Annotated in this window: 26 protein-coding genes; 3 read left to right on the forward strand and 23 right to left on the reverse strand. The window is 68.0% G+C overall.

Annotation, left to right across the window (positions count from 1 at the left end):
- Positions 1-46 precede the first annotated feature (46 nt).
- The 4 genes from ACT3UE_RS00500 to ACT3UE_RS00515 all read right to left on the reverse strand — a co-directional run bounded on the left by ACT3UE_RS00500 (position 47) and on the right by ACT3UE_RS00515 (position 4,852).
- Complete coding sequence (locus ACT3UE_RS00500; protein ID WP_444555641.1) at positions 47-1,432, reverse strand: dihydrolipoamide acetyltransferase family protein; 1,386 nt, start codon at positions 1,430-1,432, stop codon at positions 47-49.
- 41 nt (positions 1,433-1,473) lie between these two features.
- A complete protein-coding gene (locus ACT3UE_RS00505) occupies positions 1,474-2,448 on the reverse strand; it encodes an alpha-ketoacid dehydrogenase subunit beta (protein ID WP_444555642.1) in 975 nt (324 codons plus the stop codon).
- Positions 2,445-3,608: a pyruvate dehydrogenase (acetyl-transferring) E1 component subunit alpha gene (gene pdhA, locus ACT3UE_RS00510; protein WP_444555643.1), complete on the reverse strand. Its 1,164-nt coding sequence runs from the start codon at positions 3,606-3,608 to the stop codon at positions 2,445-2,447. Before pdhA ends, ACT3UE_RS00505 begins: the two co-directional genes overlap by 4 nt.
- 122 nt (positions 3,609-3,730) lie before the next feature.
- The gene (locus tag ACT3UE_RS00515; protein ID WP_444555644.1) at positions 3,731-4,852 is read right to left on the reverse strand and encodes a histidinol-phosphate transaminase; all 1,122 of its coding nucleotides are present in this window, start codon (positions 4,850-4,852) and stop codon (positions 3,731-3,733) included.
- A gap of 116 nt (positions 4,853-4,968) precedes the next feature.
- On the opposite strand from ACT3UE_RS00515, the gene ACT3UE_RS00520 reads away from it, so the two are divergent.
- On the forward strand, positions 4,969-5,379 hold the full coding sequence (locus ACT3UE_RS00520) for a phage holin family protein (RefSeq protein ID WP_444561157.1): 411 nt from the start codon (positions 4,969-4,971) through the stop codon (positions 5,377-5,379).
- 15 nt (positions 5,380-5,394) lie between these two features.
- Here the strand turns inward: ACT3UE_RS00520 and ACT3UE_RS00525 are convergent, their stop codons facing one another.
- Complete coding sequence (locus ACT3UE_RS00525; RefSeq protein ID WP_444566085.1) at positions 5,395-6,858, reverse strand: hypothetical protein; 1,464 nt, start codon at positions 6,856-6,858, stop codon at positions 5,395-5,397.
- Positions 6,855-7,076: a hypothetical protein gene (locus ACT3UE_RS00530; protein ID WP_444566086.1), complete on the reverse strand. Its 222-nt coding sequence runs from the start codon at positions 7,074-7,076 to the stop codon at positions 6,855-6,857. The genes ACT3UE_RS00525 and ACT3UE_RS00530 overlap by 4 nt, the downstream gene beginning before the upstream one ends.
- 198 nt (positions 7,077-7,274) lie before the next feature.
- Here ACT3UE_RS00530 and purB point away from each other — a divergent pair, with 198 nt between their 5' ends.
- Positions 7,275-8,684 carry an adenylosuccinate lyase gene (gene purB / locus ACT3UE_RS00535; protein WP_444555648.1) on the forward strand — a complete coding sequence of 470 codons (1,410 nt, stop codon included), beginning with the start codon at positions 7,275-7,277 and terminating at the stop codon, positions 8,682-8,684.
- 3 nt (positions 8,685-8,687) lie between these two features.
- Here purB and ACT3UE_RS00540 read toward each other — a convergent pair whose 3' ends face one another.
- From ACT3UE_RS00540 to ACT3UE_RS00605, 14 genes are all read right to left on the reverse strand, one after another.
- Positions 8,688-9,515 (reverse strand): ABC transporter ATP-binding protein, encoded by an 828-nt coding sequence (locus tag ACT3UE_RS00540; protein WP_444555649.1) that lies wholly within the window; start codon positions 9,513-9,515, stop codon positions 8,688-8,690.
- The gene (locus ACT3UE_RS00545) at positions 9,512-10,666 is read right to left on the reverse strand and encodes a FecCD family ABC transporter permease (protein WP_444555650.1); all 1,155 of its coding nucleotides are present in this window, start codon (positions 10,664-10,666) and stop codon (positions 9,512-9,514) included. Before ACT3UE_RS00545 ends, ACT3UE_RS00540 begins: the two co-directional genes overlap by 4 nt.
- Entirely contained in the window at positions 10,663-11,634 is a 972-nt protein-coding gene (locus tag ACT3UE_RS00550; RefSeq protein WP_444555651.1) for a FecCD family ABC transporter permease, read from the reverse strand. The genes ACT3UE_RS00545 and ACT3UE_RS00550 overlap by 4 nt, the downstream gene beginning before the upstream one ends.
- Before the next feature lie 85 nt (positions 11,635-11,719).
- On the reverse strand, positions 11,720-12,760 hold the full coding sequence (locus tag ACT3UE_RS00555) for an iron-siderophore ABC transporter substrate-binding protein (RefSeq protein ID WP_444555652.1): 1,041 nt from the start codon (positions 12,758-12,760) through the stop codon (positions 11,720-11,722).
- Positions 12,761-12,892: 132 nt separating this feature from the next.
- Positions 12,893-13,504 (reverse strand): response regulator transcription factor, encoded by a 612-nt coding sequence (locus tag ACT3UE_RS00560; RefSeq protein WP_444555658.1) that lies wholly within the window; start codon positions 13,502-13,504, stop codon positions 12,893-12,895.
- On the reverse strand, positions 13,498-14,631 hold the full coding sequence (locus ACT3UE_RS00565; protein WP_444555653.1) for a sensor histidine kinase: 1,134 nt from the start codon (positions 14,629-14,631) through the stop codon (positions 13,498-13,500). Before ACT3UE_RS00565 ends, ACT3UE_RS00560 begins: the two co-directional genes overlap by 7 nt.
- An 11-nt stretch (positions 14,632-14,642) precedes the next feature.
- Entirely contained in the window at positions 14,643-15,395 is a 753-nt protein-coding gene (locus ACT3UE_RS00570; RefSeq protein WP_444555654.1) for an ABC transporter permease, read from the reverse strand.
- Between the two features lie 38 nt (positions 15,396-15,433).
- Positions 15,434-16,381 (reverse strand): ABC transporter ATP-binding protein, encoded by a 948-nt coding sequence (locus tag ACT3UE_RS00575; protein ID WP_444555655.1) that lies wholly within the window; start codon positions 16,379-16,381, stop codon positions 15,434-15,436.
- Positions 16,382-16,470: 89 nt separating this feature from the next.
- Positions 16,471-18,012 (reverse strand): M81 family metallopeptidase, encoded by a 1,542-nt coding sequence (locus ACT3UE_RS00580; RefSeq protein ID WP_444561122.1) that lies wholly within the window; start codon positions 18,010-18,012, stop codon positions 16,471-16,473.
- Entirely contained in the window at positions 18,012-19,217 is a 1,206-nt protein-coding gene (locus tag ACT3UE_RS00585; RefSeq protein WP_444561121.1) for an aminotransferase class I/II-fold pyridoxal phosphate-dependent enzyme, read from the reverse strand. Before ACT3UE_RS00585 ends, ACT3UE_RS00580 begins: the two co-directional genes overlap by 1 nt.
- A complete protein-coding gene (locus tag ACT3UE_RS00590; protein WP_444554762.1) occupies positions 19,214-20,053 on the reverse strand; it encodes an oxygenase MpaB family protein in 840 nt (279 codons plus the stop codon). The genes ACT3UE_RS00585 and ACT3UE_RS00590 overlap by 4 nt, the downstream gene beginning before the upstream one ends.
- Before the next feature lie 81 nt (positions 20,054-20,134).
- Entirely contained in the window at positions 20,135-21,397 is a 1,263-nt protein-coding gene (gene rlmN, locus ACT3UE_RS00595; protein WP_444554763.1) for a 23S rRNA (adenine(2503)-C(2))-methyltransferase RlmN, read from the reverse strand.
- A gap of 38 nt (positions 21,398-21,435) precedes the next feature.
- A complete protein-coding gene (locus ACT3UE_RS00600) occupies positions 21,436-22,134 on the reverse strand; it encodes a DedA family protein (protein ID WP_444554764.1) in 699 nt (232 codons plus the stop codon).
- 101 nt (positions 22,135-22,235) lie between these two features.
- Positions 22,236-22,760 carry a universal stress protein gene (locus ACT3UE_RS00605; protein ID WP_444566087.1) on the reverse strand — a complete coding sequence of 175 codons (525 nt, stop codon included), beginning with the start codon at positions 22,758-22,760 and terminating at the stop codon, positions 22,236-22,238.
- A gap of 123 nt (positions 22,761-22,883) precedes the next feature.
- Between ACT3UE_RS00605 and ACT3UE_RS00610 the strand changes: the two genes are divergently transcribed.
- Positions 22,884-23,312, forward strand: a complete 429-nt coding sequence (locus ACT3UE_RS00610) for a pyrimidine dimer DNA glycosylase/endonuclease V (RefSeq protein WP_444554766.1) — start codon at positions 22,884-22,886, stop codon at positions 23,310-23,312.
- A gap of 107 nt (positions 23,313-23,419) precedes the next feature.
- On the opposite strand, the gene ACT3UE_RS00615 is transcribed toward ACT3UE_RS00610, so the two are convergent.
- The 3 genes from ACT3UE_RS00615 to ectA all read right to left on the reverse strand — a co-directional run bounded on the left by ACT3UE_RS00615 (position 23,420) and on the right by ectA (position 25,789).
- A complete protein-coding gene (locus ACT3UE_RS00615; protein ID WP_444554767.1) occupies positions 23,420-23,821 on the reverse strand; it encodes an ectoine synthase in 402 nt (133 codons plus the stop codon).
- A 60-nt stretch (positions 23,822-23,881) separates the two neighbouring features.
- Positions 23,882-25,150, reverse strand: a complete 1,269-nt coding sequence (ectB, locus tag ACT3UE_RS00620) for a diaminobutyrate--2-oxoglutarate transaminase (protein WP_444554768.1) — start codon at positions 25,148-25,150, stop codon at positions 23,882-23,884.
- Positions 25,151-25,240: 90 nt separating this feature from the next.
- Positions 25,241-25,789 carry a diaminobutyrate acetyltransferase gene (gene ectA, locus ACT3UE_RS00625; protein WP_444554769.1) on the reverse strand — a complete coding sequence of 183 codons (549 nt, stop codon included), beginning with the start codon at positions 25,787-25,789 and terminating at the stop codon, positions 25,241-25,243.
- Positions 25,790-25,951: the final 162 nt, after the last annotated feature.

The following is a 25,951-nucleotide window of genomic DNA, read 5'->3' on the forward strand; positions in this document are numbered from 1 at the left end:
CTCCCCTGGTCCTTCGGTGAAATCCGACATCCCCGGCGGGATGCGGCTAATCGAGCAGCAGTGCCGGCTCTTCCATGATCGCGGCGATGTCGGCCAGGAAGCGGGCCGATAGATCGCCGTCGACCACCCGATGGTCGAAGCTACCACCCAAGGTGGTGATCCAGCGGGGGACGACGTCCCCGTCGACCACCCACGGCTTCTGCCGGATGGTGCCGAAGGCGATGATCGAGACTTCGCCGGGATTGATGATGGGGGTCCCGGTGTCGACGCCCAGGACCCCGATGTTGGTCACCGTCAGCGTGCCCTCGCGCATGTCCTCGGGCCGGGTCCGCCCTTCCCTGGCGGTGGTGGTCAGCTCGTTCAGGGCCATCGCCAGTTCCTTCAGGCTCAGATCCTGTGCGTCCTTGAGGTTCGGGACCACCAGGCCCCGCGGGGTCGCGGCTGCGATCCCGAGGTTCACGAAGTGCTTGACGTGGATTTCGGCACCCTGCCCGGTATCCACCCAGCTGGCGTTGACGCCCGGGTTCCGCGCCGCGGCCCAGATGACCGCCTTGGTGAGGATCAGCAGCGGGGAGACCTTGATGCCTTCGAAGTCGCGGGACTTCTTCAGACGCTGGATGAACTCCATCGTCCGGGTGGCGTCGACATCGACGAAGATGCTCACATGCGGAGCGGCGGACACGGAGTCGACCATGGCCTTGGCGGTGGCCTTGCGCACCCCGCGCACCGGTTCACGGGTGATCCGCTGCGCCGTGGCCCCACCGGTGGGCCGGTGGTTGGTCAGGTCCTCGCGGGTGATCTGCCCGTGCGTACCGGTTCCGCGGACATCGGAGAGTTCGATGCCCAGGTCCTTGGCGATCTTGCGGACCGGCGGCTTGGCCAGCACCCGCTCGGGCGCCGGGGGCCCCGGGGTCGGAGCAGGCTTCGTGGCGGCTTCGGCCACCGGTGTTCCTGCGGGGGCAGGTGCGGGGCGGGCTTGGGCGCCCGGCGGGGTCGCGGAGGCACCGGGACGGGTGCGGGGGCGCCGGCGGACGGGATCCGACTTCGGGCCCGAGCCGACCAGCGGGCCTGGGGCCTGCTCCTCGACGGACGCCTCGGCCACTTCCCCGGGGGTCGGGGCCGGCGGCGGGGCAGCGCCGTCAGTGGGCGCCGGGGCGGCCGTGGCTTCCGGCTCGGCCGGGGCGCCGGGCTGTTGCCCGATTTCGTCGACGGAGAACAGCGGCTGGCCGACTTCCACGACCTGTCCTTCGGCGGCGTGCAGTTCGGTGACCACCCCGGCATACGGGCTGGGCAGTTCGACCAGGGACTTGGCGGTCTCGATCTCCACGAAGACCTGGTTGATCTCCACATGGTCGCCGGTCTTGACCTTCCAGGAGGCGATATCGGCCTCGGTCAGGCCTTCGCCGACATCGGGCAGGTTGAAGGTACTCATGGGTGGCTCCTTGGGCGCATGCTGTTCGGGGTCCCGGGCATCTAGTACTCGAACGAACGATCCACGGCATCGAGCAGCTTGTCGATATCCGGTAGGTACTGGTCCTCGACCTTGGCCACGGGGTAGGGCATGTGGAATCCGCCCACGCGGATCACGGGGGCCTCCAGCGAAAGGAAGGCCCGCTCCGAGACCCGGGCGGCGATCTCGCCGCCGATGCCTCCGAACGTGGGGGCTTCATGGGTGACGATGAGCCGGCCGGTCTTGCGGACCGAATCGGTGATGGTGTCGAAATCGATCGGACTGATCGAGCGCAGGTCCACCACCTCGATGCTGCGCCCGTCCTCCGTGGCTGCCTCGGCGGCAGCCAGGGCCACCGGGACCAACGGACCATAGGTGACGATCGTGGCGTCGGTCCCCTCACGGATGACCTGGGCGCTGAAGGCATTCTGCGCCGGATTCTCGGTATCGACCTCGCCCTTGAGCCAATAGCGGCGTTTGGGTTCGAAGAAGATGACCGGGTCCTGGCATGCTGCCGCTTGCTGGATCATCCAGTAGGCGTCGTGGGGGTTCGACGGGGTGATGATGCGCAGGCCCGCGGTATGGGCGAAGAGTGCCTCGGGTGATTCCGAATGGTGTTCGATGGATCCGATGCCACCGCCGTAGGGGATCCGGATGACCACGGGGGCGCCGAAACGGCCCTCGGAGCGGGCGCGCATCTTGGCCAGCTGGGTCGTGATCTGGTTGAACCCGGGGAAGACGAAGCCGTCGAATTGGATTTCGGCGATCGGCTTGTAGCCGCGCAGGCTCATGCCGATCGAGGTGCCGATGATCCCGGATTCGGCCAACGGGGAATCGATGACGCGTGAGGTCCCGAAATCGGCCATGAGCCCCTCGGTGACCCGATACACCCCGCCGAGCCGGCCGATGTCCTCACCGATCAGCAAGGATTTGGGGTTCTCCTCCAGCACGCGGCGCAGGCCGGTGGACAGGGCCTTGGCCATGGTCATCCTGGTCATCGGGGACCTCCGGATCCGGGGGTTGCTGCCGGGTCGGCATCGGTGAAGCCCGCCTCGTAGCGGCGATGGAATTCCAGTTCCTCGCGGACCAGCGGGTGCGCTTCGGCGTAGACGTTGGCGAAGGACTGGGCCAGGGTCGGGTCCGGGAAGTCCATGGCCTCCCGGCGGACCCGGGCAGCCATCTCATCCCCGTCCGCCGAAAGCCGGGCGAAGAAGTCCTCGTCGACCAGTTCCGCGGCGCGCAGGTACTTCTCCAGCCGGGCCAGCGGGTCCTTGAGATCCCAGGATTCCTCTTCGTCCGTCGTGCGGTATTTCGTGGGGTCGTCGGCCGTGGTGTGGGCGCTGCGTCGGTAGGTCTGCGCTTCGATCAGCACCGGCCCCCCGCCGCCACGGGCGTGCTCGAGGGCCCACCGGGTGACCGCATGCACGGCCAGGACGTCGTTGCCGTCCACGTGGATGCCCGGGAAGCCGTACCCGGCGGCCCGCGCGGCCAGCGGCACCCGGGACTGGACCTCGAAGGGGACCGAGATGGCCCACTGGTTGTTCTGGCAGAAGAAGACCACCGGGGACTGGTTGCTCGCGGCGAAGACCATCGATTCGTGGGTATCGCCCTCGGAGGAGGCACCATCACCGAAGTACGCGACGACGGCGGTACCCTCCTGCGCCAGACGCTCCTCGTCCCAGTCGGCCTGGTCGCGTTGGATGCCCATCGCATAGCCGACGGCATGGGGCATCTGGGCGGCCAGCACCATCGTGTACATGTGGAAGTTGTTCTCCCGCGGATCCCATCCACCGTTGGAGATGCCGCGGAAGACGCGGAGCATCTGCGGGAAATCGACGTCGCGGGTCAGCGCGACGCCATGCTCGCGATAGGTCGGGAAGAGGTAGTCGCGGGCTTCGGTGGCCCGGCCGGAACCGATCTGCGCGGCTTCCTGGCCACGCAACGGCACCCAGAGCGCCAGTTGCCCCTGCCTCTGCAAGGCGGTGGCTTCCTCGTCGAACCGGCGGGTCAGCGCCATATCGCGGTAGAAGCCGCGGAGCGCATCGGCATCCACATCCGCCAGATAGGGCGAATACTCGCTGTCGGTGACGAGTTCTCCATCCGGCGTCAGCAACTGGATCAGCTCCGGTGCCGCGGCCGCCTGGGCGGTTGAGGTCATGCGCGTGGGTACCCTTCACTTAGAAATATGCCTCCCGCGGCATAGGTTCCGCAGGAGGCATATAACGGAAATACCACTCCAGCCTACTGGCCCGTGGGCCCGTGGCCGGAACCGGCTACCGGCTAGGAAACGGCGGGTCGTTTTGGATACTTGCTACAAACCTCGAGGAAACGCGTATTGGCCTCCTCCTCGCCGATGCTCACCCGCAGGCCCTCGACACCGAAGGCCCGCACGGACAGTGCCTGCTCGTCGGCAACCCGGGCGAAATCGGGGGTATCGGCCCCGAAGTCGAGCCAGATGAAGTTGCCCTGGGGGTCGGGGACCTCCCAGCCGATGGCCCGCAGACCCTCCACGACACGGGTCCGTTCGTCGACCAGGTGTTGTACCCTTTCGACAACCTGGTCGATGTTCTCGATCGAGGCGACCGCCGCCTTCTCGGCCAGACTGGATACCGCGAACGGGGTGGCGATGACGCGCAGGTACTGCGTGATGGACGGATGCGAGATGGAGTAGCCGACGCGCAGGTTGGCCAGCGAGTGGGCCTTGGAGAAGGTTCGCAGGACCACGACGTTCGGGTACTTCCGGTACATCTCGATGCCGTCGACGGCATCCTCGAGGCGGACGAACTCGTTATAGGCCTCATCGATGACGATGAGTACGTTTGCCGGGACCGAGTTGATGAACTTCTCCACCTCGGCGGTCGTCAGCGCCGGGCCGGTGGGGTTGTTGGGGGTGCAGAGCATCACGACGGAGGTCTGGGCATTCACGGCTGCCGCCATGGCGTCGAGGTCATGACGCCCGTCGGGCAGGTTCGGGATCTCCACGGCATCCGCGCCGGTGGTCTGGACCACGATCGGGTAGGCCTCGAAGGAGCGCCAGGCGTAGATGACCTCATCGGCGACGTCATCGTCGTTCTGGCCGGCAAAGGTCTGCAGGATCTGGGTCAGCGCGCCGAGGCTGCCGGCGCCGGTGACGATGTCTTCGGCGGGAACGTCGAGGTATCCGGCCAGTGATTCGCGTAGCTTCGTTGCCAGCGGGTCCGGGTACCTGTTGTAGTCCACACCCTCGCGGATGGCCTCCATGACTGCCGGGACGGGACCCAGCGGGTTCTCGTTGGAGGACATCTTATAAGAGGTGAGGCCGGAGACGGCGGTCGGAGGTTTGCCCGCGGCATACTTCGGAAGCAGATCCAGCACCGGACGTGGTTGCACCTTGACGGGGGTGGCGGGGTTCTTATTGCTCATGTCTCTACCCTAGCGTCGCCACGGCCTCCCCCGCCGCCCGGACCCCGGCATGGCTCGCCGATCCACCGGCCCCCGAAACACCGGTCCTCCGGGTGGCGGTATGGAAAGATGGCAGGATGCTGCGCTTCATCGTCAGAGTCATCGTCAACGCCGTGGCCCTCGCTGCCGCCGCCTGGATCATCCCGGGGATCTCCGTCGGCTCCTCGGCCGCGAGCCAAGCCACGGGGAACGACAGTGCGGGCACCGTGGTGGCCTACCTGTTCATCGGCCTGATCTTCGGGATCGTCAACGCCGTGGTCCGCCCGATCATCAGCTTCCTCTCGGTACCCATCACCTGCCTGACCCTGGGGCTGTTCGCGATCGTCATCAACGCGGCCATGCTGCTGCTGACCTCCTGGTTGAGCAGCTACACCCCCATCGGCCTGCATGTGGACACGTTCTTCTGGGATGCGGTCCTGGGCTCGCTCATCATCAGCATCGTCTCGGCACTGATTGGTTGGGTCGTCCCGGACCGCCACGACCGCTAGGAACCCACGCCGCCTCTAATGCGGCGGGGTGCTGTCCAAGGCCCGATGTCTCGGGCGCCCCGGCGGGCGGCGGACCGGTTTGATCCGGGCCTTGCGTGGCCCGGTCGACGGCACGCGACGGAGCTTGACCGTGGTCACGGTGGCCGTGGTGGCGCCGGCGAACAGGGTCCCCAGGGCAGAACGGGCCTCCACGACGCCGGGGTCGTCGCTGGTGGCCAGTTCCCCTGAAAGCTGCGTGTAGTTGCCCAGCTGGTGCGCGGCCCCGAACCCACCGGCTTGCAGATCGGTATCCGGGGCATACCCCTCGAAGTGCACAGTGACCTGGTTGCTGCTCTCGGGGTTGGGGCGGCCATCCAGGCCCGGCACCATGTCATCGACATGCTCCAGGTGCAGCCCGCGGGTGCCCTCGGGCAGCACCGTGCTGCCGACGGGCGATCCGGTGGTGACGACGTAGTCGACGTCGTACCGGGCCACCAGGTCCTCATCCACGGCCAGGTTCGCCGCATGGATCCCCCCTTGGCTGTATCCGGTGATGACCAGCCGGTCCCCCGGGCGGGCCCCGGACGCGTCCAGCGCCTCGGCCGCGGCCTGGGCCACCTGCCTGCTGCCCATCCCGGTCCCCTCCACGATGCCTGATTCGTCGAAGGGATTCCTCGAGGCCCAGTACCGCCCCTGCCGGGCCGGTTGGGTCCCCGGGATCGTCAGGACATGAACGGGCCCGCGCGCTGTCCGGGTGGTGGTGACCAGCACCGCCCCCTCCCCCGAGACCTGCGCCTCCGCCCGGCGTTGGAGATCCATCAGGTCCGGCACCGTGCCCTCGAAGGCCTCCGGTGCCGCCGTCGACACGGCCCCGAGGCGAATGGTCCGCACATTGAAGATCCATCGCACGGCGGCCAGCCCGGAGAGCCCGATGGCCATCCGTTCGGCCACCCCGCTGCGGAAGGGGCCCCCATGATCCCGATCCCCCAGCAGGCGGGCGACCACCGAGGACGCGGCCGCCATCGAGGGATCCGAGGCGGGCCGGCCACCGAGCAGCAACCAGGGAAGTCCGTAACCGGGAGCCGCATTGATCAGGTCCTCGGTGGTCTGCGTATCCGGATGGCCATGATTGGAGGAGAACCGGTCCTGCACGGCGGCAGGTAGCACGGCGGAGCGTTGCTCATAGGCCTTCAAGGCCGCCCTGCGTTCAGCCTGCTCATAGATTGCCCGGCTGGCATCGAGCCCGGCCCGGCACTCTTCCACGGTGTCGCCGACCCCGATCGCCAGTTGGTTCCCCGAGCGTAGATACGCCTCGGCCGCGGAGGGGAGGAACCGCCCCTCGACGGCGACCGGGGGCCCGGCATCGGCCAGAGCGGTGGTGATCAGCATCCGGGCCGCGATCAGACACTCGCCGGCCCGGGCCAGCCGTGCCGCGGCGCGTTCGAATTCGTCGAGTTGGAAGTCGGCGCTGGGAGAACCCCCCGAGCTGGAATGGCTCACGGGGCACCGGCCAGCGCGGAGGCCCGTTCACTGGCGAAGGCCACCAAGGCGTCCTCCAATTCGCGCGGCAGGGCCTCGAGCTGGCCCAGGCATGACTCGAGCCGGCGGCGGTAGGCCATCCCGGCCGGGGACCGCCAGTCCACGTTCAAGGCGGCCAACAACTGCCCCCTGGCTTCGGAGACCTCCCCCAGCGCCAGACGCGTCCTGGTTTCCATCACCTCACGATCCACCAGCACCCCTCCCGCCTCCGGACCCCGTCCGAGGTCTCCATGTCGCCGCGGATACCCCCACGGTAGGAGAAGCACCGGACCGGCACAGGCCCCGCCGTCGTTCTTGTGGATATCCGCGCGCCCGGCCCGCCGCGGGAGAGGTCATCCGGTCCCGCCCCGGGCACGGCTCATGAAACAATGGGCCCCATGGCTGAATCCGCGCGCACCTCCCTTGCATCCGAACCGCTGGCCCTTGGCGCCCTCGACGGACGGTACCGTCCGGCCGTGGCCCCGCTGGTCGACCACCTTTCCGAGGCGGCCCTGAACCGAAACCGGGTCCACGTCGAGGTCGAATGGCTGATCCACCTGACCTCGCGGTCAGCGCTTCCGGGCGTCTCCCCACTGACCTCCGAGCAGATCACGGCCTTGCGGCGGATCGTCACCGACTTCGATATCGACTCGGTCTCCGAACTCGCCGAGATCGAGGCCATCACCGTCCACGACGTCAAGGCCGTGGAGTACTACATCAACCGCCGCCTGCCGGGGATCGGCATCGAGGATCTGACCCCGCTGGTGCACTTCGGGTGCACCAGCGAGGACATCAACAACCTCTCCTACGCGGTCGGGGTGAAGGACGCTGTCACGCAGGTGTGGCTCCCCGCAGCCCGGGCCCTTGTGGGGCAGATCGGCGCCATGGCCGAGACCACCCGCACCGTGCCGATGCTCTCGCGCACGCATGGCCAGCCGGCCACGCCGACGACACTGGGCAAGGAGCTCGCCGTCACCGCCTGGCGGCTGACCCGCCAGCTGGACCGGATCGAACGCACCGAGTACCTGGGCAAGATCAACGGCGCCACCGGCACCTACGCCGCCCATTACGCTTCGGTCCCCGACACCGACTGGCAGGAGGTCTCCCGCACGTTCGTCGAAGGCCTCGGCCTGGACTGGAACCCGCTGACCACCCAGATCGAATCCCACGACTGGCAGGCCGAGCTCTACGCCGACGTCGCCCGCTACAACCGGATCCTGCACAATTTCTGCACCGATGTGTGGAGCTACATCTCCATCGGCTACTTCGCCCAGGTCCCCGTGGCCGGGGCCACCGGGTCCTCCACGATGCCGCATAAGGTCAACCCGATCCGCTTCGAGAACGCCGAGGCCAACCTGGAGATCTCCAACGGCCTGCTGGACACCCTCGGCGCGACCCTGGTGACCAGCCGCTGGCAGCGCGACCTCACCGACTCCTCCTCGCAGCGCAACATCGGCACCGCCTTCGGCCACTCCCTGCTGTCCATCTCCAATGTGGCCAAGGGGCTGGAACGCCTCGACGTGGCCGAGGAGGTCCTGGCCGACGACCTGGAACACAACTGGGAAGTGTTGGGCGAGGCGATCCAGATGGTCATGCGGGCCGAGGCCATCGCCGGGGTCCCCGGCATGGAGAACCCGTACGAACGGCTCAAGGAGCTCACCCGCGGACACCGGGTGGACGCGACCCGGATGAAGGAATTCGTGTCGAGCCTGGGGTTGAGCGAACAGGCGTCGGCCCGTTTGAAGGAGCTGACCCCGGGGACCTACAACGGGATTGCCGCTGAGCTGGTGGACCACCTGGGGCGGTAGTTCCTAGTCATCCCCCACGCCGGCACGGAGGTGGGGGACGACCATGGGGGTGCCCGCTTGCGGGTCGTCCATGATCTCGGCCCCCAGGCCGAAGATCCCATGCACCAGTTCCGACGTCAGGATCGACCGTGGTGTTCCGTGCGCCCGGATCGCCCCCTCCTTCATCACCACCAGATCCGAGGCGAAGCGTGCCGCCTGGTTCAGATCGTGCAACACGGCCACGATCGTCCGGCCTTCCCGGTTGAGCTCGGCGAACAGCTCCAGGAGGTCGTATTGGTGGGCGATGTCCAAAAACGTCGTCGGCTCGTCGAGCAGGATGATGTCGGTGTCCTGGGCCAGCACCATCGCCAACCAGGCCCGCTGGCGTTGGCCCCCGGAAAGGGAGGCCACGGGCGTCTGCTCCGATCCGAGGAGCCTGGTGCGTTCCAGGGCCGCGGAGATGGCCACGTCGTCGGCCGGGGACCATTGACGCAGCAGCGTGTGATGGGGGTGGCGTCCGCGGGCCACGAGCTCCCCGACGGTGATCCCCTCCGGGGCCACGGCGCCCTGGGGCAGCAACGACACCCGGCGGGCCATGGTCCGCCCGCGCAGGCGGGCCACCGGTTCCCCGTCCAGGGTGATCCTTCCGGCGGCGGGCCGGTTGACGCGGGCGAAGGCCTTGAGCAGGGTGGACTTGCCGCAACCGTTCGGGCCCACGATGACCTTGAAGTCCCCGGCGTGGATGTCCAGGTCCAGGTTCTCCACGATGGTGCGGTTCCCGTAGCCCAGACGGATGGCTTCGGCGCAGAGGAGCGGACCGCGGTGGCCGGTTTCGGCGGGTGGGCGGCTCATGTCTGCCCCTTTCTGAATTCGTGGACGAGCAGGAGTCCCAGATAGACCCCGCCGATGGCCAGGGTCAGGATCCCGACGGGCAACGCCTTCGCCCAGGGGGCTTGTTGGGCGACGAGGTCGGCGGCCACCAGGAGCACGGCGCCGGTCAGCCCGGAGAGCAGCAATTGGGGTCGCCCGCTGGCGGCGAGGCGTCGTGCTATATGCGGGGCGGTCAGGGCGATGAAGGCGATTGGACCGGCGACGGCGACCGCCCCGCCGGCGAGGATGACACTGAGCAGGACGGCACGACGGCGGGTACTCACCGCCGGGGAACCGAGCCCCTGGGCGACGTCGTCCCCCATTTCGCTCAAGGCCAGCGGGACACTCAACAACGCCAAGGGAATCGCACAGACGGCCAGCACGATTCCGACGATGGCTGCGTGTTCCCAGGATCGCGCTTCGAGGCTTCCGTTCAGGTAGGCCGAGAGCATGGTCGCCTGGTCACGGGCGACCAGATAGACGACATAGTGGGTGAAGGCGGCGGCCATCGCCGAGACCCCGATGCCGGCCAGGATCATGCGCAGTGGATTCCCGAATCCGGTTCCGGTGCCCAGGGCGACGAGTCCTACAGCGGCAGCAGCACCAAGCACCGAGCCCACCGGAATCGAGGCAGCACCGGGCAGCAGCAGGCCGAATAGGGCCGCGCCCGCACCGGCCCCGGCGCTGACACCGATGACGTCGGGGCTGCCCAACGGGTTGCGGGTCACCGATTGGAACAGGGCCCCCGAGAGGCCCAACGCCACCCCGGCCCCGATGGCCACGACCAGACGCGGGCCACGTAATGTTCCCAAGACGAAGGCCTGCTTGGCGTCCTCGGCCCCGCCGAAAAGGGCCCCGAGGAGTCTGGACGGCTCGATCCCGAGTCCGCCCATCGTCAAGGTTGCAAATCCTGCAGCCAGCACTGCGGCCACCAGCAGGAACCCGACGGCCAGCGGGCGTCGGGACACCGGCAGTGCGACGTGGTGGCCCAGCCGCAGGACGGGTCCGACCGCCGCAGGCCTTGGCTCTGGTTCCCGGTGCCGTGGTGGCCGGGCTGCCGGTTCCTGCGCGGATCCGGGAGTGGTCTCTTCGTCGTCCCCCCGGGATACCGGGCGCGTAGTCAGATCACTCATGAGCGGTCCCCGAGTTTCCTGACCACCAGCAGCAGGACCGGGGCCCCGACGAAAGCGGTGACGACGCCGACCATGAGTTCCTGCGGGCGCAGCAACACCCTGCCGATGACGTCGGCGGCGAGCAGCACGGCGGGCCCGACCAGGAGGGATCCGATGAGTTGGCGGCGCATGTCCAGTCCGACCAGGGCCCTGACGATATGCGGTACGGCCAACCCGATGAAGGCGATCGGCCCGACGGCGGCGGTGGCGGCGGCACTCATCAGGGTCGCGGCCCCGAGCCCTCCGGCCCGGATGAGCCCCGTATGGACGCCGAGTCCGGTGGCGGCGTCGTTCCCCAGGGCCAGTGCGTTCATTCCTCCGGCGACGGCGAACGCCATGACGAGACCCAGCAGCAGGAACGGCAGGACGGAAAAGAGCTGGGCGTAGGCGCCATGGTGCAGGGAGCCGACGACCCAGAAACGGTAGTTGTCGAAGGTCTGGGGCAGACTGAGCGCGATCCCCTGGACGTAGGCGGTGAGTACCGCGGTCACGACGGCACCGGCCAGGATCAGTCGCACCAGATTGGCGTTGCTGGATCCCGCGGTGCCCACGACGTAGACGACTATCGCTGCCATCCCGGCCCCGACCAGGGCCACCCAGACCGCCGCGGGGGATCCCAACGTCAGGCCGAAGAGTGCCGTGCAGGTGACCATGGCCGCTGCGGCGCCGGCGTTGATGCCCAGCAGGCCGGGGTCGGCCAGCGGGTTGCGGGTGGCGCTTTGCATCAGGGTCCCGGCCACGGCCAGGGCGGCACCGACGGCGACGCCGAGCAGGGTGCGTTGGTAGCGGGCGTCGAACACGGCGGCCAGATAGGGATCTGCATGACCGCCGAGGGCATCGAAGACCTGGGTCAGGGTGGTGGGCTTGGAGCCGAGGGTCAGGCTCGCCAGGACGACGACGGCCAACACCAGCAGGCAGCCCACGAACACGGGCACCCCGCGCGGCAGGCGCGGACGGGGTGTCCGGGCCTGCCGCGTGCCGTCGGTGGTGGTGCCGAGGGTGCTGATGGCGGGGTTACTTTCCGGCCTGCTCGATGGCCTCGTCGATCATCGGGAGGTAGCGGTCCACGGCATACGGGACCGTCAGCGGGTTGATCATCGAGGAGGCGGTGACGAAGGCGTTGTCCTCGCTGGCGACCACCGCGCCCTGCTTGATGGCGGGGATCTGGGCGTAGAGCTTATTCGATAGGGCCTGCTTGCGGGCTGCAGCGTCGGAGTAGAACGTGAAGATCAGGTCGCTGTCGTTGAGCTGGTCGGCATTTTCGTAGCCGATGACCGCAGAATCGGTGCCTTCGGTCTCCTCCATCTCCTCCACGGCAGCGTCGACCTTCAGGCCCAGGGCCTTGACCATGGCGGCGCGCTGCTCGGTGGGTTTGAAGACCCCCAGGGTGTCGGGGGTGGTGTAGATGTAGGAGAAGGTGTGCTCGGCATAGTCGGGGTGCTCCTCGGCGACATCGGAGAGCTGCTGCTTCAGGTCGGAGACCAGGTCCTGGGCCTCGGCTTCCTCTCCCAGCGCCTGCCCGACGATGTCCATCTGCTCATCCCAGTCGATGCTCCAGGCCTGATCCGGGTAGGCGACGGTCGGGGCAATCGCGTCCAGGGTGTCGAACTGCTCCTGGGTCAGACCGGACCAGGGGGCCAGGATGACGTCCGGTTCCAGATCGACGATCTTTTCCATGTCGAGCTTCTCCCCGGCCCCGACGAGTTCGGGCAGCTCCCCGCCGTCGTCCTCCACTGCGTCGTGGATCCACGGCAGGTAGCCGGTGTCGTCGGCGGCCCACGCATATTCCTCCATCCCGACGGGGATGGTGCCCAGGGCGATCGAGGTTTCGGTGGAACCCTGGCCCAGGGTGATGACCCGCTCCGGTTTCTCGGGGATCTTTGCTTCGCCCAGGGCACTGTCGATCGTCACGGGGAAGCCGGCGGTCTCACCGGAGGAGGCTTCCTGGCCGTTGCCGGCGGCAGCGTCGCCGCCGGCACAGCCGGTCAACACGAGGGCCGACGCGGCGGTCAGGGCCACGGTCGCCCCGAAGGAGCGGAGAGAGGGAAGGGGCATGAGGATCCTTAGGTGATGCGGTCCCGCAGGGGTCCGGCGCGACTCCGGAAATGTACGAAAGTTAGGTTACCCCAACCTAATAAGCGATGTACAACGCCACGGGTTCATCATCTAATTATCGGTGCGGTGATCCTACAGCCACCCGCGCTCGGCGGCGATGCCCGCGGCCTCGATCCGGTTGACCGCCCCGGTCTTGCCGATGGCTGCGGACAGGTGGTTCCGCACGGTCCCCGCGGAGAGATGCATGGCCGCCGAGATCGCCGCGACGGTCCGACCGTTCCGGGCCTGTGCGAGAACCTCGCGCTCCCGCTCGGTCAGCGGGTTCCGCCCCTCGGATAGCGAGGTGGCCGCCAACTGGGGGTCCACCACCCGCAACCCGGCGTGGACCTTGCGGATGGCCTCGGCCAACTCGGCCGCCGGGGTGTCCTTGACGACGAATCCGCTGGCCCCTGCCTGGAGCGCTTCACGGAGATAGCCGGTGCGCCCAAACGTGGTCACCATCAGCGTCCGGCAGCCGGGTACCTCCTGGTGGATCCGGCGGGCGGCCTCGATCCCGTCCAGGCCCGGCATCTGGATGTCCAGGACGCAGACGTCGATCTCGCAGGAGGCCGCCCGTTCGACGGCGTCCACCCCGTTATCGGCTTCGGCCACGACGTCCAGGTCGGTTTCGAGTCCCAGCAGTGCCACGAGGGCACCGCGCACCAGCGCCTGGTCGTCGGCGACGAGGATTCTGATGCTCACCAGCTGGCCTCCACCCGAGCTCCGCCGAGCTCTGCTGCTCCGATGCGGAAACCCGCCCCGGCTTCGGCCATGCGCTCGCTCATTCCACAGACCCCGTTCCCGGCCGTGCTGGTCCCCCACCCGACCCCGTCGTCTTCAATGACCAGTGAATTGGGGCCGAAACGGATCACGCAGCGGGTGGCCTGGGCATGGCGCAGCACGTTCGTGCCCGCCTCGCGCAGGAACCAGCCCAGCGGCCCATGGAACTTCTGCGGGACCTCCCCGGCGGGCTCGCCTTCGATATCCACGTCGATCCCTGCCCCGGTGAGCGTGATGCGCAGCGCCTCGAGCTGATTGGGAAGGTCATTGCCCAGCAGTCCACCCACGGTGGTCCTGACGTCGGAGAGGGCTCCACGCACCAACGAACGGATTTCGGCGATCTCCGCGCGACTACGCTCGGGGTCATCAGTGATGAGCCGCTCGGCGAGTTCGGCCTTCACGGCCACCACGGTGAGCGTATGGCCCAGGACATCGTGCACATCCCGGGCGACGCGTTCGCGTTCGGAGACCACGGCGAGGTCGGCCTGAATCTCGTCACTGCGCGTCCCGGCCTCGATGAAGGCGAAGGTGACCATGTTCAGCACGAAGATCCCCGCCTGGATGGCCACGATGTACAAATAATCAGTGATGTCTCCGGCGAGCGCCGACAGCAGGAGGGTCAACCCGATGCTGGCGATGCCCACCGCCCAAGCCCCGGCCCGCGACAGCAGGAAGCAGGCGTAGGCGATCAGGAACGGGCTCATGTAGATCGCGTCGAGGCCGATGATGGCACCCATCCCGAGCAGGATGGCGACCAGTGCGGCCAGGCCCAACGGGGTCCAGCGGACCCACTTCGCTTCCGGGTCCAGCCGGTTGCCCAGGATGAAACCGGTCAGGTAGACGCCGATGAACAGGCCGATCAGCAGGAACGCCAGGACCAGTAATCCGGGGCCGAGGTCGGCCTGGACGACGGCGGCGACGGTATAGCCCAGGAAGATGAGCCAGATGGCCGAAAGGAGCCAGCCGTGGCGTTCCCAACCGCTCCTGGCAGACGACGGCTCGGCCGACGCGACGGACGGACGGGCGGCGGCCCGGGTCTCGGGGATGGTCATCCCGTCGTCTCCTAACGGCGTGCCTGGCCGCGGCGTACGGCCAGGACCGCGACGATTCCGAAGATGAGAAGCCATGCCACCAGATTAGCGATCAACCCCCACAATGGGTCGACTTCCGGCGATTGGGCCTGTGCCCCCTCGAGGATCGGCCACCGCACCAGCCCCACATACCCGTACATGGGGGTGAAGCGTGCGACTTGCAGCAGGGTTCCGCTCAGGGGGATGAAGACGTTCCCGAGGAAGGCCAATATCACCAGGGCTCCGGAGGCGACCCCCATGGCTGAATCGCTTTTGAAAAGCATGGCGATGGCGTAGCCGAAGAGGGAGAACAGGACCGAGCCGACCAGGGCGATGAGGAAGGTGACCGGCCACATCCACGCACTGTCGACGCGGGCACCGGTGAAGGCGCCGACCACGAAGACCACGGCGATGGCCAGCGCGGTGATGGCCAGGGCGACCACCGCCTTCCCGGCCACGAATCCTGCGGGCCGCAGCGGGGTCAGGGCGATCTGTCGACCCCACCCCTGCATCAGCTCGACGGCGGCGACCCCGGTGACGGCGGTGGCGGCCACCGAGGCGCCATAGGCGGCCATCGAGGCCATGATGTAGAATTTCACGTTCCCGTGGCCGGCGGATTCCCCGCCGTAGCCGAAGGACAGCCCGAAGATCACATACATCAGGGCCGGGAGGATCAGGACGAACATCAGGTTCATGACGTCGCGCAGCTGGCGGGTCAGATCGATACGGACGAAGGTGGCATTCATGACGGTTCCTTTGGCGTGGGGGCGAAGCGGGGCGGCGTTCAGGCGCCGGCGGTCTCGGCGGCCGGCTCGTTGGTCATCTGGACGAAGGCGGTCTCCAGGCTGGGGGCGGAGATTTCCAGGTTGGTTCCGCCCGTCCGGGTCAACAGGTGCAGGGCGACGGCGTCGGAATCGCTGGCCGTGACGGTGATGCGTGGACCGTTCACCACCACCGCGGTCACCCCGTCCAGGGCCTTCAACTCGGCCAACCGCGGGTCGGCCGCATCGATGGTCCCGTGCTCCTGCAGGGTCGCCGCGACGGTTCTGCCGGAGGCCAGGGCCCTGACATTGGCGGTGGTTCCGTCGGCGATGATCTTCCCGGCGTTCATCAACACGATGCGCTGGGCGAAGCTCTCGGCCTCCTCCAGGTAGTGGGTGGCGAAGATGACTGTCCTGCCTGCCGTGGCATCCCGGCGCATGGTGGCCCAGAAGGCGCGGCGGGCGTTGACATCCATGCCGGCGGTCGGCTCATCGAGGATCAGCACGTCTGGGTCCGGCAGCAGGGCCAACGCGAATTTGAGCCGCTGCTGCTCGCCACCGGAACATTTGACCACCTTGCGGTGGGCCAGCCGGGTGATGTCGGTGGCCTCCATGACCTGTTGGACCCGGTCCTGGGCCCCGTGGAGGGAGGCGATGGCCAGTACGGTCTCCTGGACCGAAAGGTCCCGGAGCAGGCCGCCGGTCTGCAGGAGGGCGGAGACCCGGCCGGCACGGACGGCTTCCTGGGGTTTGCCACCGAAGATGGAGACCGTCCCGGAGGTGGGGTCGGTCAGCCCCAGGGCCATGTCGATGGCGGTGGTCTTGCCGGCCCCGTTGGGTCCGAGCAGGGCGACGATCTCCCCCGGGGCGACACTCAGGCTGATGCCGTCGACGGCGTTGAGCCGGCCCCCGTCCACGGAGAAGGTCTTGTGTAGGTCCTGGAGTTCGAGGGCTGCTGTCGTGGTGTCCATGGGACCAGTCTTGTGGTTGAGCCGTTCCGACGCCTCTGGCAGCGATCACCTTCCGACCATGACCGTTGTCATGGTCCGGTCTCCGCCGGTCAGGCCCGCTTCGTGCCGCTGGACGGGAGGAGCGTGGCGGTGAGATCCGGGTCGGTCATGTCGGGATCAAAGGGGAACATGGGTCGCTCGATGTTCCGGTGGCCCAGTCTCAGGAGGTCCTGGTCCACCCCTCCGGGGGTCAGTGCCAGCATCCAGTCGGCGGCCACGTCGAAGAACTCGGGGTCCAGATAGCCGATCTTCACGATCACCAGGTCCGCCTCCGAGACATCCAGCCCGGCCGCTTCGAAGTCCGAGATCCGGTGGTAGGGCTTGCGGCGTTCGGTGATGATCGCTTCGATCGAGCCGATCTGGACCACTGCCACGCGGCCCGAGGTCTCATCCCCCGCGCTGATCTGAACCACGGTCCCGTCCAGGAGAACCGGTCCGGCGTGCAGATGGTCCACCGCGGCCCCGGCCGAAACCCTGAGGCGTGCTCCGACCCCCGCCTGATGGCACGCCTCCACCGCCGCCTCATCGAAGAGGGAGGCGACCACGGTCCGCGGGCCCCCCGCAATGAACCTGGGATCCTCGATCAATCGGGTCAGCGTCCAGGTCACATCCCCCGTGCCTCCGGCCGTCGGGTTGTCCCCGGAATCGGAGAGCACGTAGGGACGCGGCGCACCGTCGGCGAGCGCTACGTCGAGACAGTCGGCCAGGGGCGCCGCCGGGGCGACGAAGGCGAAGTCGGCCCGCGCATCCCAATATGTGCGGGCCAGTTCGGTGGCCTGGGCTGCCGCGAGGTCGGCGTCGTCCCCGGTGACGACCACGCAGGCTGAGCACCGCGGTTCGTCCGCCCAGGCGTAGCCGACCCAGAGGGAGGCATCCACGATGCCATCCAGGGCTTCGATGCCGGGGATCGCCGCGTAGATGCCCCGCGCCGGCTCCAGTCGGGTGGAGGTCTTCTCCCCGGGCAGCAGCACAGGGATCCGGACGTAGGCCTTGGCCGGGGCTCCGGTGCCTTCGAGCAACCGGGCCTGCAGGTTCGCCATGGCCCGGGTCTTGGTTTGTTGCTCGTCCTCGTGAGGAGCCATGCGGTAACAGGTGATCAGATCGCAGGCGTTCACCAGTTCCGCCGAAACATTGCCGTGCAGGTCCATCGGGGCGGAGATCAGTGTCCGCGGCGTTCCCGCGGCCGCACTGGAGTCGTCGAGGGCGGTGCGGACGGCCCGGGCCAGATCGGCTTCGGCATCCTGCCGTCCCAGGACCGTCATGGCGCCATGGATGTCCAGCAGGAATCCGTCGAAGGGGCCGCAGGCACGGATCATGGACACCAGTTCGGTCTTCAACGCCTCATAGACCTCGGGAAGGACCATGCCCCCGGGCAGGGACCGGGCGTGGACCAGCGGCACCCACTCCACCTCGTCGGCGACCGCCGGATCATGTTCGGGGCCATCCGGCTGCAGGACCGCATAGCGGGAGAGCAGTTCGTCGTCGTGCGTGAACCGGAAGGCCTCGAACCCCGAACGGTGCGGGGAGAAGTTCGAGGCTTCGATGGACATCCCGCCCACACCGATGCGTGGACGTCCACCCCGACGGCGCATCAGCGCCCCGCCTGGAAGCGGATGATCCGTTCGATGGCTTCGGTGACGGCGTCTGGGCCGGCGGCGAAACTCAACCGGACCGCCCGGCGCCCGCCGACGACGTCGAAATCGGCTCCCGGTACCAGGGCGACCCCCTCCTGCTCCAGCAGCGCGGCGCAATAGGCCGTCGAATCCTCGAAGCCTTCAAGGGCCTCCCCCAGGTGCGCGTACACGTAGAACGCCCCGTCGGCCGGGGCGGCCTGGCCCCATCCGAGCCGGGGCAGGTTGTCCAGCAGGACGGCACGGGTGGCCGCGAACTGGTCTACGAAGGCTTCCGCCTGCCGGTAGGACTCCTCGGTAAAGGCCTCCACCGCGGCCATTTGTGCCGGCGCCGGCGGGCAGAGGGCCACGTTCCCGGCGAGTGCCTCGACCGCTGGCAGCAGGTCATCGGGCACCAACGCCCAGCCCAGGCGCCAGCCGGTCATGCCCCAGTATTTGGAGAAGCTGGAGATGACCACGCCGGTGCGCTCCAGTTCCCAGGCGCTCACACCCCGGACGTCGGGGTCGCCGGCGGCGGGGTAGGTGATCCCGTGGTAGATCTCGTCACTGACCAGCCGGGCCCCGTGGGCGGCACACCATTGCGTCAGTGCCGACAGTTCCTCCCGGGAGACCATGGTTCCGGTCGGGTTGGCCGGGGAGGCCAGCATCAGCCCCGAGAGCGGCCCGTGCTCGGCGACGGCCGCATCGAGCTGTTCGGGGGTGGGCTGGTACCGGGTCGCCGGACCGCAATCGAGTTCGACGACCTCGATGCCCAGGGTGCGCAGGATGTTCCGGTACGCCGGATACCCCGGCCGGGCCAGGGCGACCCGGTCCCCGGGGTTGAAGGCGGCCAGGAAGGTGAGCATGAACGCCCCGGAGGATCCGGTGGTCACCGCGACGTTGGCCGCCGGGACCTCGAGGCCGTACCAGCGCAGGTAGTGCCCGGCGATGGCCTGACGGAGTTCGGTGATGCCCAGGGCCGGGGTGTAGGTCAGCGGCATGGCCGAGGCGTGGATGGCCGCGGCCCGTGCCGAGACGTCCGATGGCGCCCCACCGCTGGGTTCACCGGCGCAGAGGGAGATGACGTCGCGCCCGGCGGCCCGCAGGTCGGCCACCCGGGAGAGGATGTCCATCACCTGGAAGGAGGGCACCTGGGCCCGGGAGGCAACGGTCAAGGGCTGGTTCATGGTGCTCCTTCGAGGTCGGGGGTGCCCGCGGCTGCTCCGTCGAGCCGGGTCAGGTAGTAGTGCATCGGGGCGTGGCGGATCCTGGCCGGAAGGCGGGGAAAGACCAGGGCGAGCCCTCGCATCAGGGCCCGGAAGACGGCGTCGTGCCCCGGCCCGTAGCGCAACCCGTAGGCGTGGCGCAGTTCGGGTGTCAGCAGGCCCGCGGTGAGGATCCTGGCCACGGGCATCGCCAGCCGGATCCAGGGCGGGGCGTTGTGGGCCTCCAGCAGGGCACGGCCCACCCGCATGGTGGTCCGATCCACCGTCAGCTCACCGGTCATGGCCTCCCAATAGGCGGCGAAATCGGCGCGGGTGGCCGGCCAGGCCCCTTCCGGGACGCGCAAGGCGGTGCCCAGCACCGAGTACCCGCGGTAGATCTTCTCGGCGGTATCGCCCGGTAACGGCCCGAAGACCGCCTCGTACACAATCATGGCCGAGTCGTAGAGGGTGGCGGCGACCCAGAGCTGGGAGTCCGGGTCATGGGCGTCGTAGGCTGGGTGGCTGCCGTCCGCGGCGGCCTCGGAATGCACGGGGGCGTGGACCCGCTCGACCCAGGTACGGGCGGCCTCGGCCTGGGCGTCGGTGCCGTTGGTGAGGGCGTAGATGTAGGTCAGGGTGCCGTGCAGCCGGGACAGGGGGTCCTGGACGAATCCCGAATGACGGGACACCCCGTGCCCGACCGGCGGGTAGGCCAGTTGCAGCAGGATGGCCCGGCCGGCCCCGGCCAGCATGACCGATTCGGGGGCCAGGTCCGCGATTGACTGTGGCCCGGTGGTGCCACGACTGAAGATCCCCATGACACCGATGCTAGTGCCATTTCACGGGCACGCGATGGCGGGGCCGCATTAGGCCACCGGTTCCTTCGTTCCGGCGCGGCCCTACTCCGAGGCGGCGAGCTGGCCGCAGGCGCCGTCGATCTCCTTGCCGCGGGTATCGCGCAACGTGGTGGGAATCCCGGCGTCGATCAGACGGTTGATGAACTCGTCGGTGATCTCCGGCTCCGAGGACGTCCAGACCGAACCCGGGGTGGGGTTCAGCGGGATCGGGTTCACGTGCACCCAACCGCGGCCGCGCTTATTGAGCTTCTTGGCCAGCAGATCCGCCCGCCAGGCGTGGTCGTTCATGTCCTTGATCAGCGCGTACTCGATCGACACCCGTCGCCCGGTGGCCTTGTAGTAGTTGTAGGCGGCGTCGATGGCCTCATCGGCCTTCCACCGCGAGTTCACCGGGATGAGCTCGTCACGCAGCTCGTCGTCGGGGGCGTGCAGGCTCAACGCGAAGGTGATCGGGATGTCCTCGGCGGCCAGCTTATTGATCGCCGGGACCAGCCCCACGGTGGAGATGGTGATGTTGCGTGCACTCATGCCCAGCCCCTCGGGGGCGTCGTTGATCATCCGGTGCACGGCGTTCATGACCCGCTTGTAGTTGGCCAGCGGCTCGCCCATGCCCATGAACACGATGTTGGTGACGCGTTCGGCGTCGTATCCTCCATCGCGGCGGCCGCCTCCGAGTCCGCCCTCGGCGATGACCCGGTTGGCCTGGACGATCTGGTCCAGGATCTCCGCGGCGGACATGTTCCGGGTCAGTCCGGCCTGGCCGGTGGCGCAGAAGGGGCAGTTCATGCCGCAACCGCATTGGCTGGAGACGCACAGGGTCACCCGGCCCGGATAGCGCATCAGCACGGATTCGACCAGGGAACCGTCGAAGAGCCGCCACAGGAACTTGACCGTGTCCCCGTTGTCGGTGGTCAAGCGCTTCACCTGGGTGAGCAGCGTCGGGAACATGGCGTCCACCAGTTCCTGGCGGCGTTCCTTGGGCAGATCGCTCATCTGCTCGGGGTCGGTGGTGTAGTGCTGGAAGTAGTGCACGGAGAGCTGCTTGGCCCGGAACTTCGGCAGACCGAGTTCGACGAGCTTGGCCTGGCGTTCGGCCAGCGTCAGATCGGCCAGGTGCACCGGCGGCTGGGAAACGCGCGCCTTGGACTTGAACTCCAGCTTCGGCCGGCCGTCGGGGGCCATGGCCTGGGTCCAGCCTTCTGCGGTGGGACGGACCTGGGCGCGGCCTTCCTGCCGGGCGCGGTTCTCCGACTGGCGGGAACGCTCGGTGGAATCGGGGGCTGCGGTCTCTTCAGGGGTACTCATTACACCCATTCTCCCATGCCCGTCCACCCGGCGCCCATTCAGGCCTCGGAGACCGGGTTTTCCGCGGGTGCTTCCTGCGCGGATGCGGCCCGTTTGACGGCACGACGACGGAGTTTCGATTTGCCCGCGACGGTGGGTGCGGGCAGGTTCCGGGTTTCCCACCAACTGATCACGTTGTTGATGGCCCGACCCAGGACCAGCGAGACGACGATGGCCAACAGCACGGCGACCTCGGTGGACAAACCGTCCCAGGCCCCGGACAGCAGGCCCACCCCGACGGAATACACCGACCAGAGGACCCCGGCAATGAGCGAATGCTGGAGGAAGACCCGCCAGGTGTGGGGAACCAAGGCGGAGCCGATGTTCATCGTCAACCGGCCCATGGGGATGAACCGCGAGGTCATCACCAGGGGAAGATCGTGGTCCTTGAGCCTATTGCGCGTCGCGGCCAGGGCCGCCTGCCAACGCCGTCCGGCCAGGATCCGCCAGTTCACGACGTCGAAGCGCACGGCCAACGCGTAGATCGCCGCGTCCCCGGCGATCGCGCCGACGAGCATGGAGGCGGCGAGCAGGAGGGGGTTCAGGGTGTCCGTTTGCGCGGCCAGGGCGCCCAACGCGACATACAGCGTCGTACTGGGCACCGGGGGGATCAGCGCGGACAGGGCCACCATCACCGCCCCGAAGAGATACACCCACGTCCCGTCGAGGGAACGCAGTCCCTCGCCTACTTCATTCACCGGTACTCCCTTGATTGCACGCCGTGGCTTCGCGGCCGAACAACGATCCTAGTGCAGTAGCCGTGGCGACCCGACCCCGCGGCGTCGCTCCGGGGCCCGGCTCAGGAAGCTTCCCACGGCAGCCGGGCGTCCGTGGCCACCGGGTGCAGTGGAACCACCAGGACCGGTCGATCCTGCCGGTGGGCCAGATGCACCGCCACGGATCCGCCCAGGAACTCACGAAAGCCCGAGCTGACGCCCGGCTCCCGCGTGCCGACGACGATCATCGCGGCCTCTTGTTCCGCGGCGAAGGCCGCCAGGGCCGTCGCCGTGTCCCCGACCAGGCAGCGCGTGGACCATTCCACGTCCAGCCCGCCCATGAGGCCTTCGATCCTGCGACGCACCTCGGGGTCGAAAGTGGGTTCGGCTGGTTCGTCGCTGTCCGGGTCGATCGGTGCGGACCACGTCGAGCCGTCGGCGCCGTTAACGGCATATCGGCTGGGATCCACGGTGGCAAACAGTGCCAACGCCCCATACTGCTGGGCGACCTCCGCCGCGGTCCGGATCAGTTCGTCCCGCGGCCGTGGAGGGACCCCGACGACGAGGCAGGCCCGGCGCGGGGACCCGGTGGATGGTGGCGTGCTCACGACGGTCCTCCAGTTCAGCGGATATGCTGCCCACTATCCCAGACCCGGGACAGCGCGTGAAGCGTTCCGGCCGCGTTGTGCGCCGGGAGGGCGGCCCCGGGGGGAATGTGGAACGATACTCTCATGCGACTCTGGTCCCTGCACCCCCGGTATCTGGATTCCAAGGGTCTGGTTGCCTGTTGGCGTGAAACCCTGCTGGCGCAAAAGGTCCTTGGCGGCGACACCGTTGGCTATCGGAACCACCCCCAATTGACGCGGTTCCGTGCCGGTGGCGACCCGATCTCCTTGATCGGCGCCTACCTCGAGGGCCTGGCGGCCGAGGCCGATTCCCGCGGCTACCGGTTCAACCGTGCCCTTGTCCTGGTCCCGCACGTCCCGGCCGGGCCGCTGCTGACGGTGACCGCCGGCCAGCTGGAGCACGAGCGCGACCACCTGCTGGCCAAACTGGCCGTCCGCGCGGTCGAGCTCAGGGGTTCGGTCCCCACGCCACCCGAGACGCATCGCCTTTTCTCAACGATTCCCGGCCCGATCGAACCGTGGGAGGTTCCGTAGCCGGCCGACCGGGTATCGCAGCGAGCTGCCGTGGGGCCGGTCCCGGACACGCAAAAGCGCGGCACACACCGAAGTGTGTACCGCGCTTCGCGGAAATCCGTCGGGACCTAGCCCTCGGCTGGATCCTCGACGACCAGCGGGTAGACGCCGTTCTCGTCGTGGACTTCGCGGCCGGTCACCGGCGGGTTGAAGACGCAGGCCATGCGCAGCTCGGTGGTGGCACGCACGGTGTGCTTCTCGTGGCCATCCAGCAGGTACATGGTGCCGTCGGCCAGGTCGTGGACCTCGCCGGTCACTTCGTTGGTCAGCGTTCCCTCGCCCTGCACGCAGTACACGGCTTCGATGTGGTTGGCGTAGTGGAACGTCGAGGTGGTTCCGGCGTAGATCACGGTGTCGTGGAAGGAGAAGCCGACTCCTTCGCGGGCCAGCACCATGCGGCGGCTGCGCCAGGTCTCCGACTTGATGTCGCGCTCGGTTTCGTTCAGGTCATCGCGGTTGATTACCTTCATCTGGTGTCCTCCTGGGGAAGTTGGGGAAAAGTCGGGGTGGTTATCGGGGTGCTGCGGAGCCTAGGCCGAGGCCAGGGCCGGCTGTCCGGTCACGGTGCGCACGGCGTTGCCGAGCACGGTCAGCCCGCGCTGCAGCTCTTCGGCGGTGATGGTCAGCGGCGGCATGATCTTCAGGACCTCGTCCTCCGAGCCGGAGGTCTCCACGAGGAGGCCGTTGGCGAAGGATTCGGCGGCGACCTTCGTGGCGATGGAGTGGTCCGGGAAGACGACGCCGGAGAGCAGGCCACGGCCGCGCAGTTCCGCGCCGTCGACCAGGGCGACGATCTCGGCCAGGCCATCACGCAGTGCGGTGACGGTGCCGGCGAGCTCGTTCTGGAAGTCGCCGGTGGCCCAGTACTTCTTCAGTGCGGCGGTCGCGGTGACGAAGGCCGGGTTGTTGCCACGGAAGGTGCCGTTGTGCTCGCCCGGGCCCCAGATGTCGAGTTCGCGCTTGAACAAGGTCAGCGCCATGGGCATGCCGTAGCCGGAGATCGACTTGGAGATGCACACGATGTCCGGCTCGATGCCGGCTTCCTCGAAGCTGAAGAACGTGCCCGTACGGCCGCAACCGGCCTGGACGTCGTCGACGATCAGCAGGACGTCGTGGCGCTTGAGCAGCGCGGCGAGGCTGCGCAGCCATTCGGCGCGGGCGGCGCGCAGGCCACCTTCGCCCTGGACGGTCTCCACGATGACGGCGGCGGGCTTGTCGACGCCCGAGCTGCTGTCTTCGAGCAGGTGCTCGAGCCAGACGAAGTCGGCCTGTTCGCCTTCGAGGTAGCCGTCGAAGGGGATCCGCGAGCTGTTGGCCAGCGGGACGCCGGCCCCGGCGCGCTTCATCGAGTTGCCGGTCACCGACAGGGCGCCCAGCGTCATGCCGTGGAACGCGTTGGTGAAGGACAGGACGTTCTGCCGTCCGGTCACCTTGCGGGCCAGCTTCAGCGCGGCTTCGACGGTGTTGGTACCCGTCGGGCCGGGGAACATCACCTTGTAGTCGAGCTTGCGCGGCTCGAGGATGAGGTCCTGGAAGGTCTGCAGGAAGTCCCGTTTGGCCGGGGTCATCATGTCCAGCGAGTGCACGACGCCGCCGCTGGTCAGGTACTCCACGAGCGGCTGGGTCAGGGCGGGGTTGTTGTGCCCGTAGTTCAGGGCACCGGCCCCGGCGAAGAAGTCCAGGTATTCCGTGCCGTCTTCGGCGGTCTGCGTGGCGCCGGAAGCGGTCGCGAACACTGCCGGCCAGCTGCGGCTGTAGGTGCGAACCTCTGATTCGCGGATTTCAAAGATGTCAGTCATGGTCATTCCCTTTCATAGGTCGATGACAGGCTTCAGGAGGGCGCAGGGCATCACGGTGGAGCCCGGGGCGCCGGAAGTCGTGGTGGGGGATCAGCCCTTGGAGTTGCTGGACGCCAGGTTCAGCGTGCGCAGATCGGCATCGAGTCCCAGCGGGGCGATGCGGTACAGGTACTCGGTGTCATGGCCATCCGGGTACATGCCTGGGGTGAACAGCGGCTCACGCTCGCATTCGGCCTCATGGCGTTCGGCGAAGCGCTGGAACAGGTGGTTCGACGCGCCGTTATCGGCCGTGATCGTCGTTTCCAGACGATCGGCATGGGTGCGCTCGGCCAGCTCGTCGAGCATCTTGGCGGCCAGGCCGCGCTTCTGGAAGCCGGCGCCGACGGCGACCTGCCAGATCAGCAGGGTTCCGGGCTCGTCGGGGCGCATGTAGCCGATGACGAAGCCGGCTGGCTGGTCGTCGATGACGGCCATCAGCGAGCTCTGCGCGAAGTCACGGCACCAGAGCAGGTAGTAGTAGGAAGAGTTCAAGTCCAGCACTTCGGAATCCTTGGCCATGTTCCACATGGCTGCTCCGTCCTCGGTGGCTGGGTGGCGAAATGTAGCCTCGGACTGTGTGTTTGCGAGTTCATTTTCCATCCCTACAAACCTAACGCGCTCAGGATTTCGATCAAGCCGGGGTGTGGCGATTTGACACGGATTCTGCCCGAGAGGACACTTTCGCCGCACCGACCCCATTCGGAGGCATCCCAAAGCTGCCAAGGGATGCCGCCGAGCGCCCCGTGTTGTTTTGACCCGCTA

This window comes from Arthrobacter sp. 179, assembly GCF_052379645.1.
Taxonomy (GTDB): Bacteria; Actinomycetota; Actinomycetes; order Actinomycetales; family Micrococcaceae; genus Arthrobacter_H.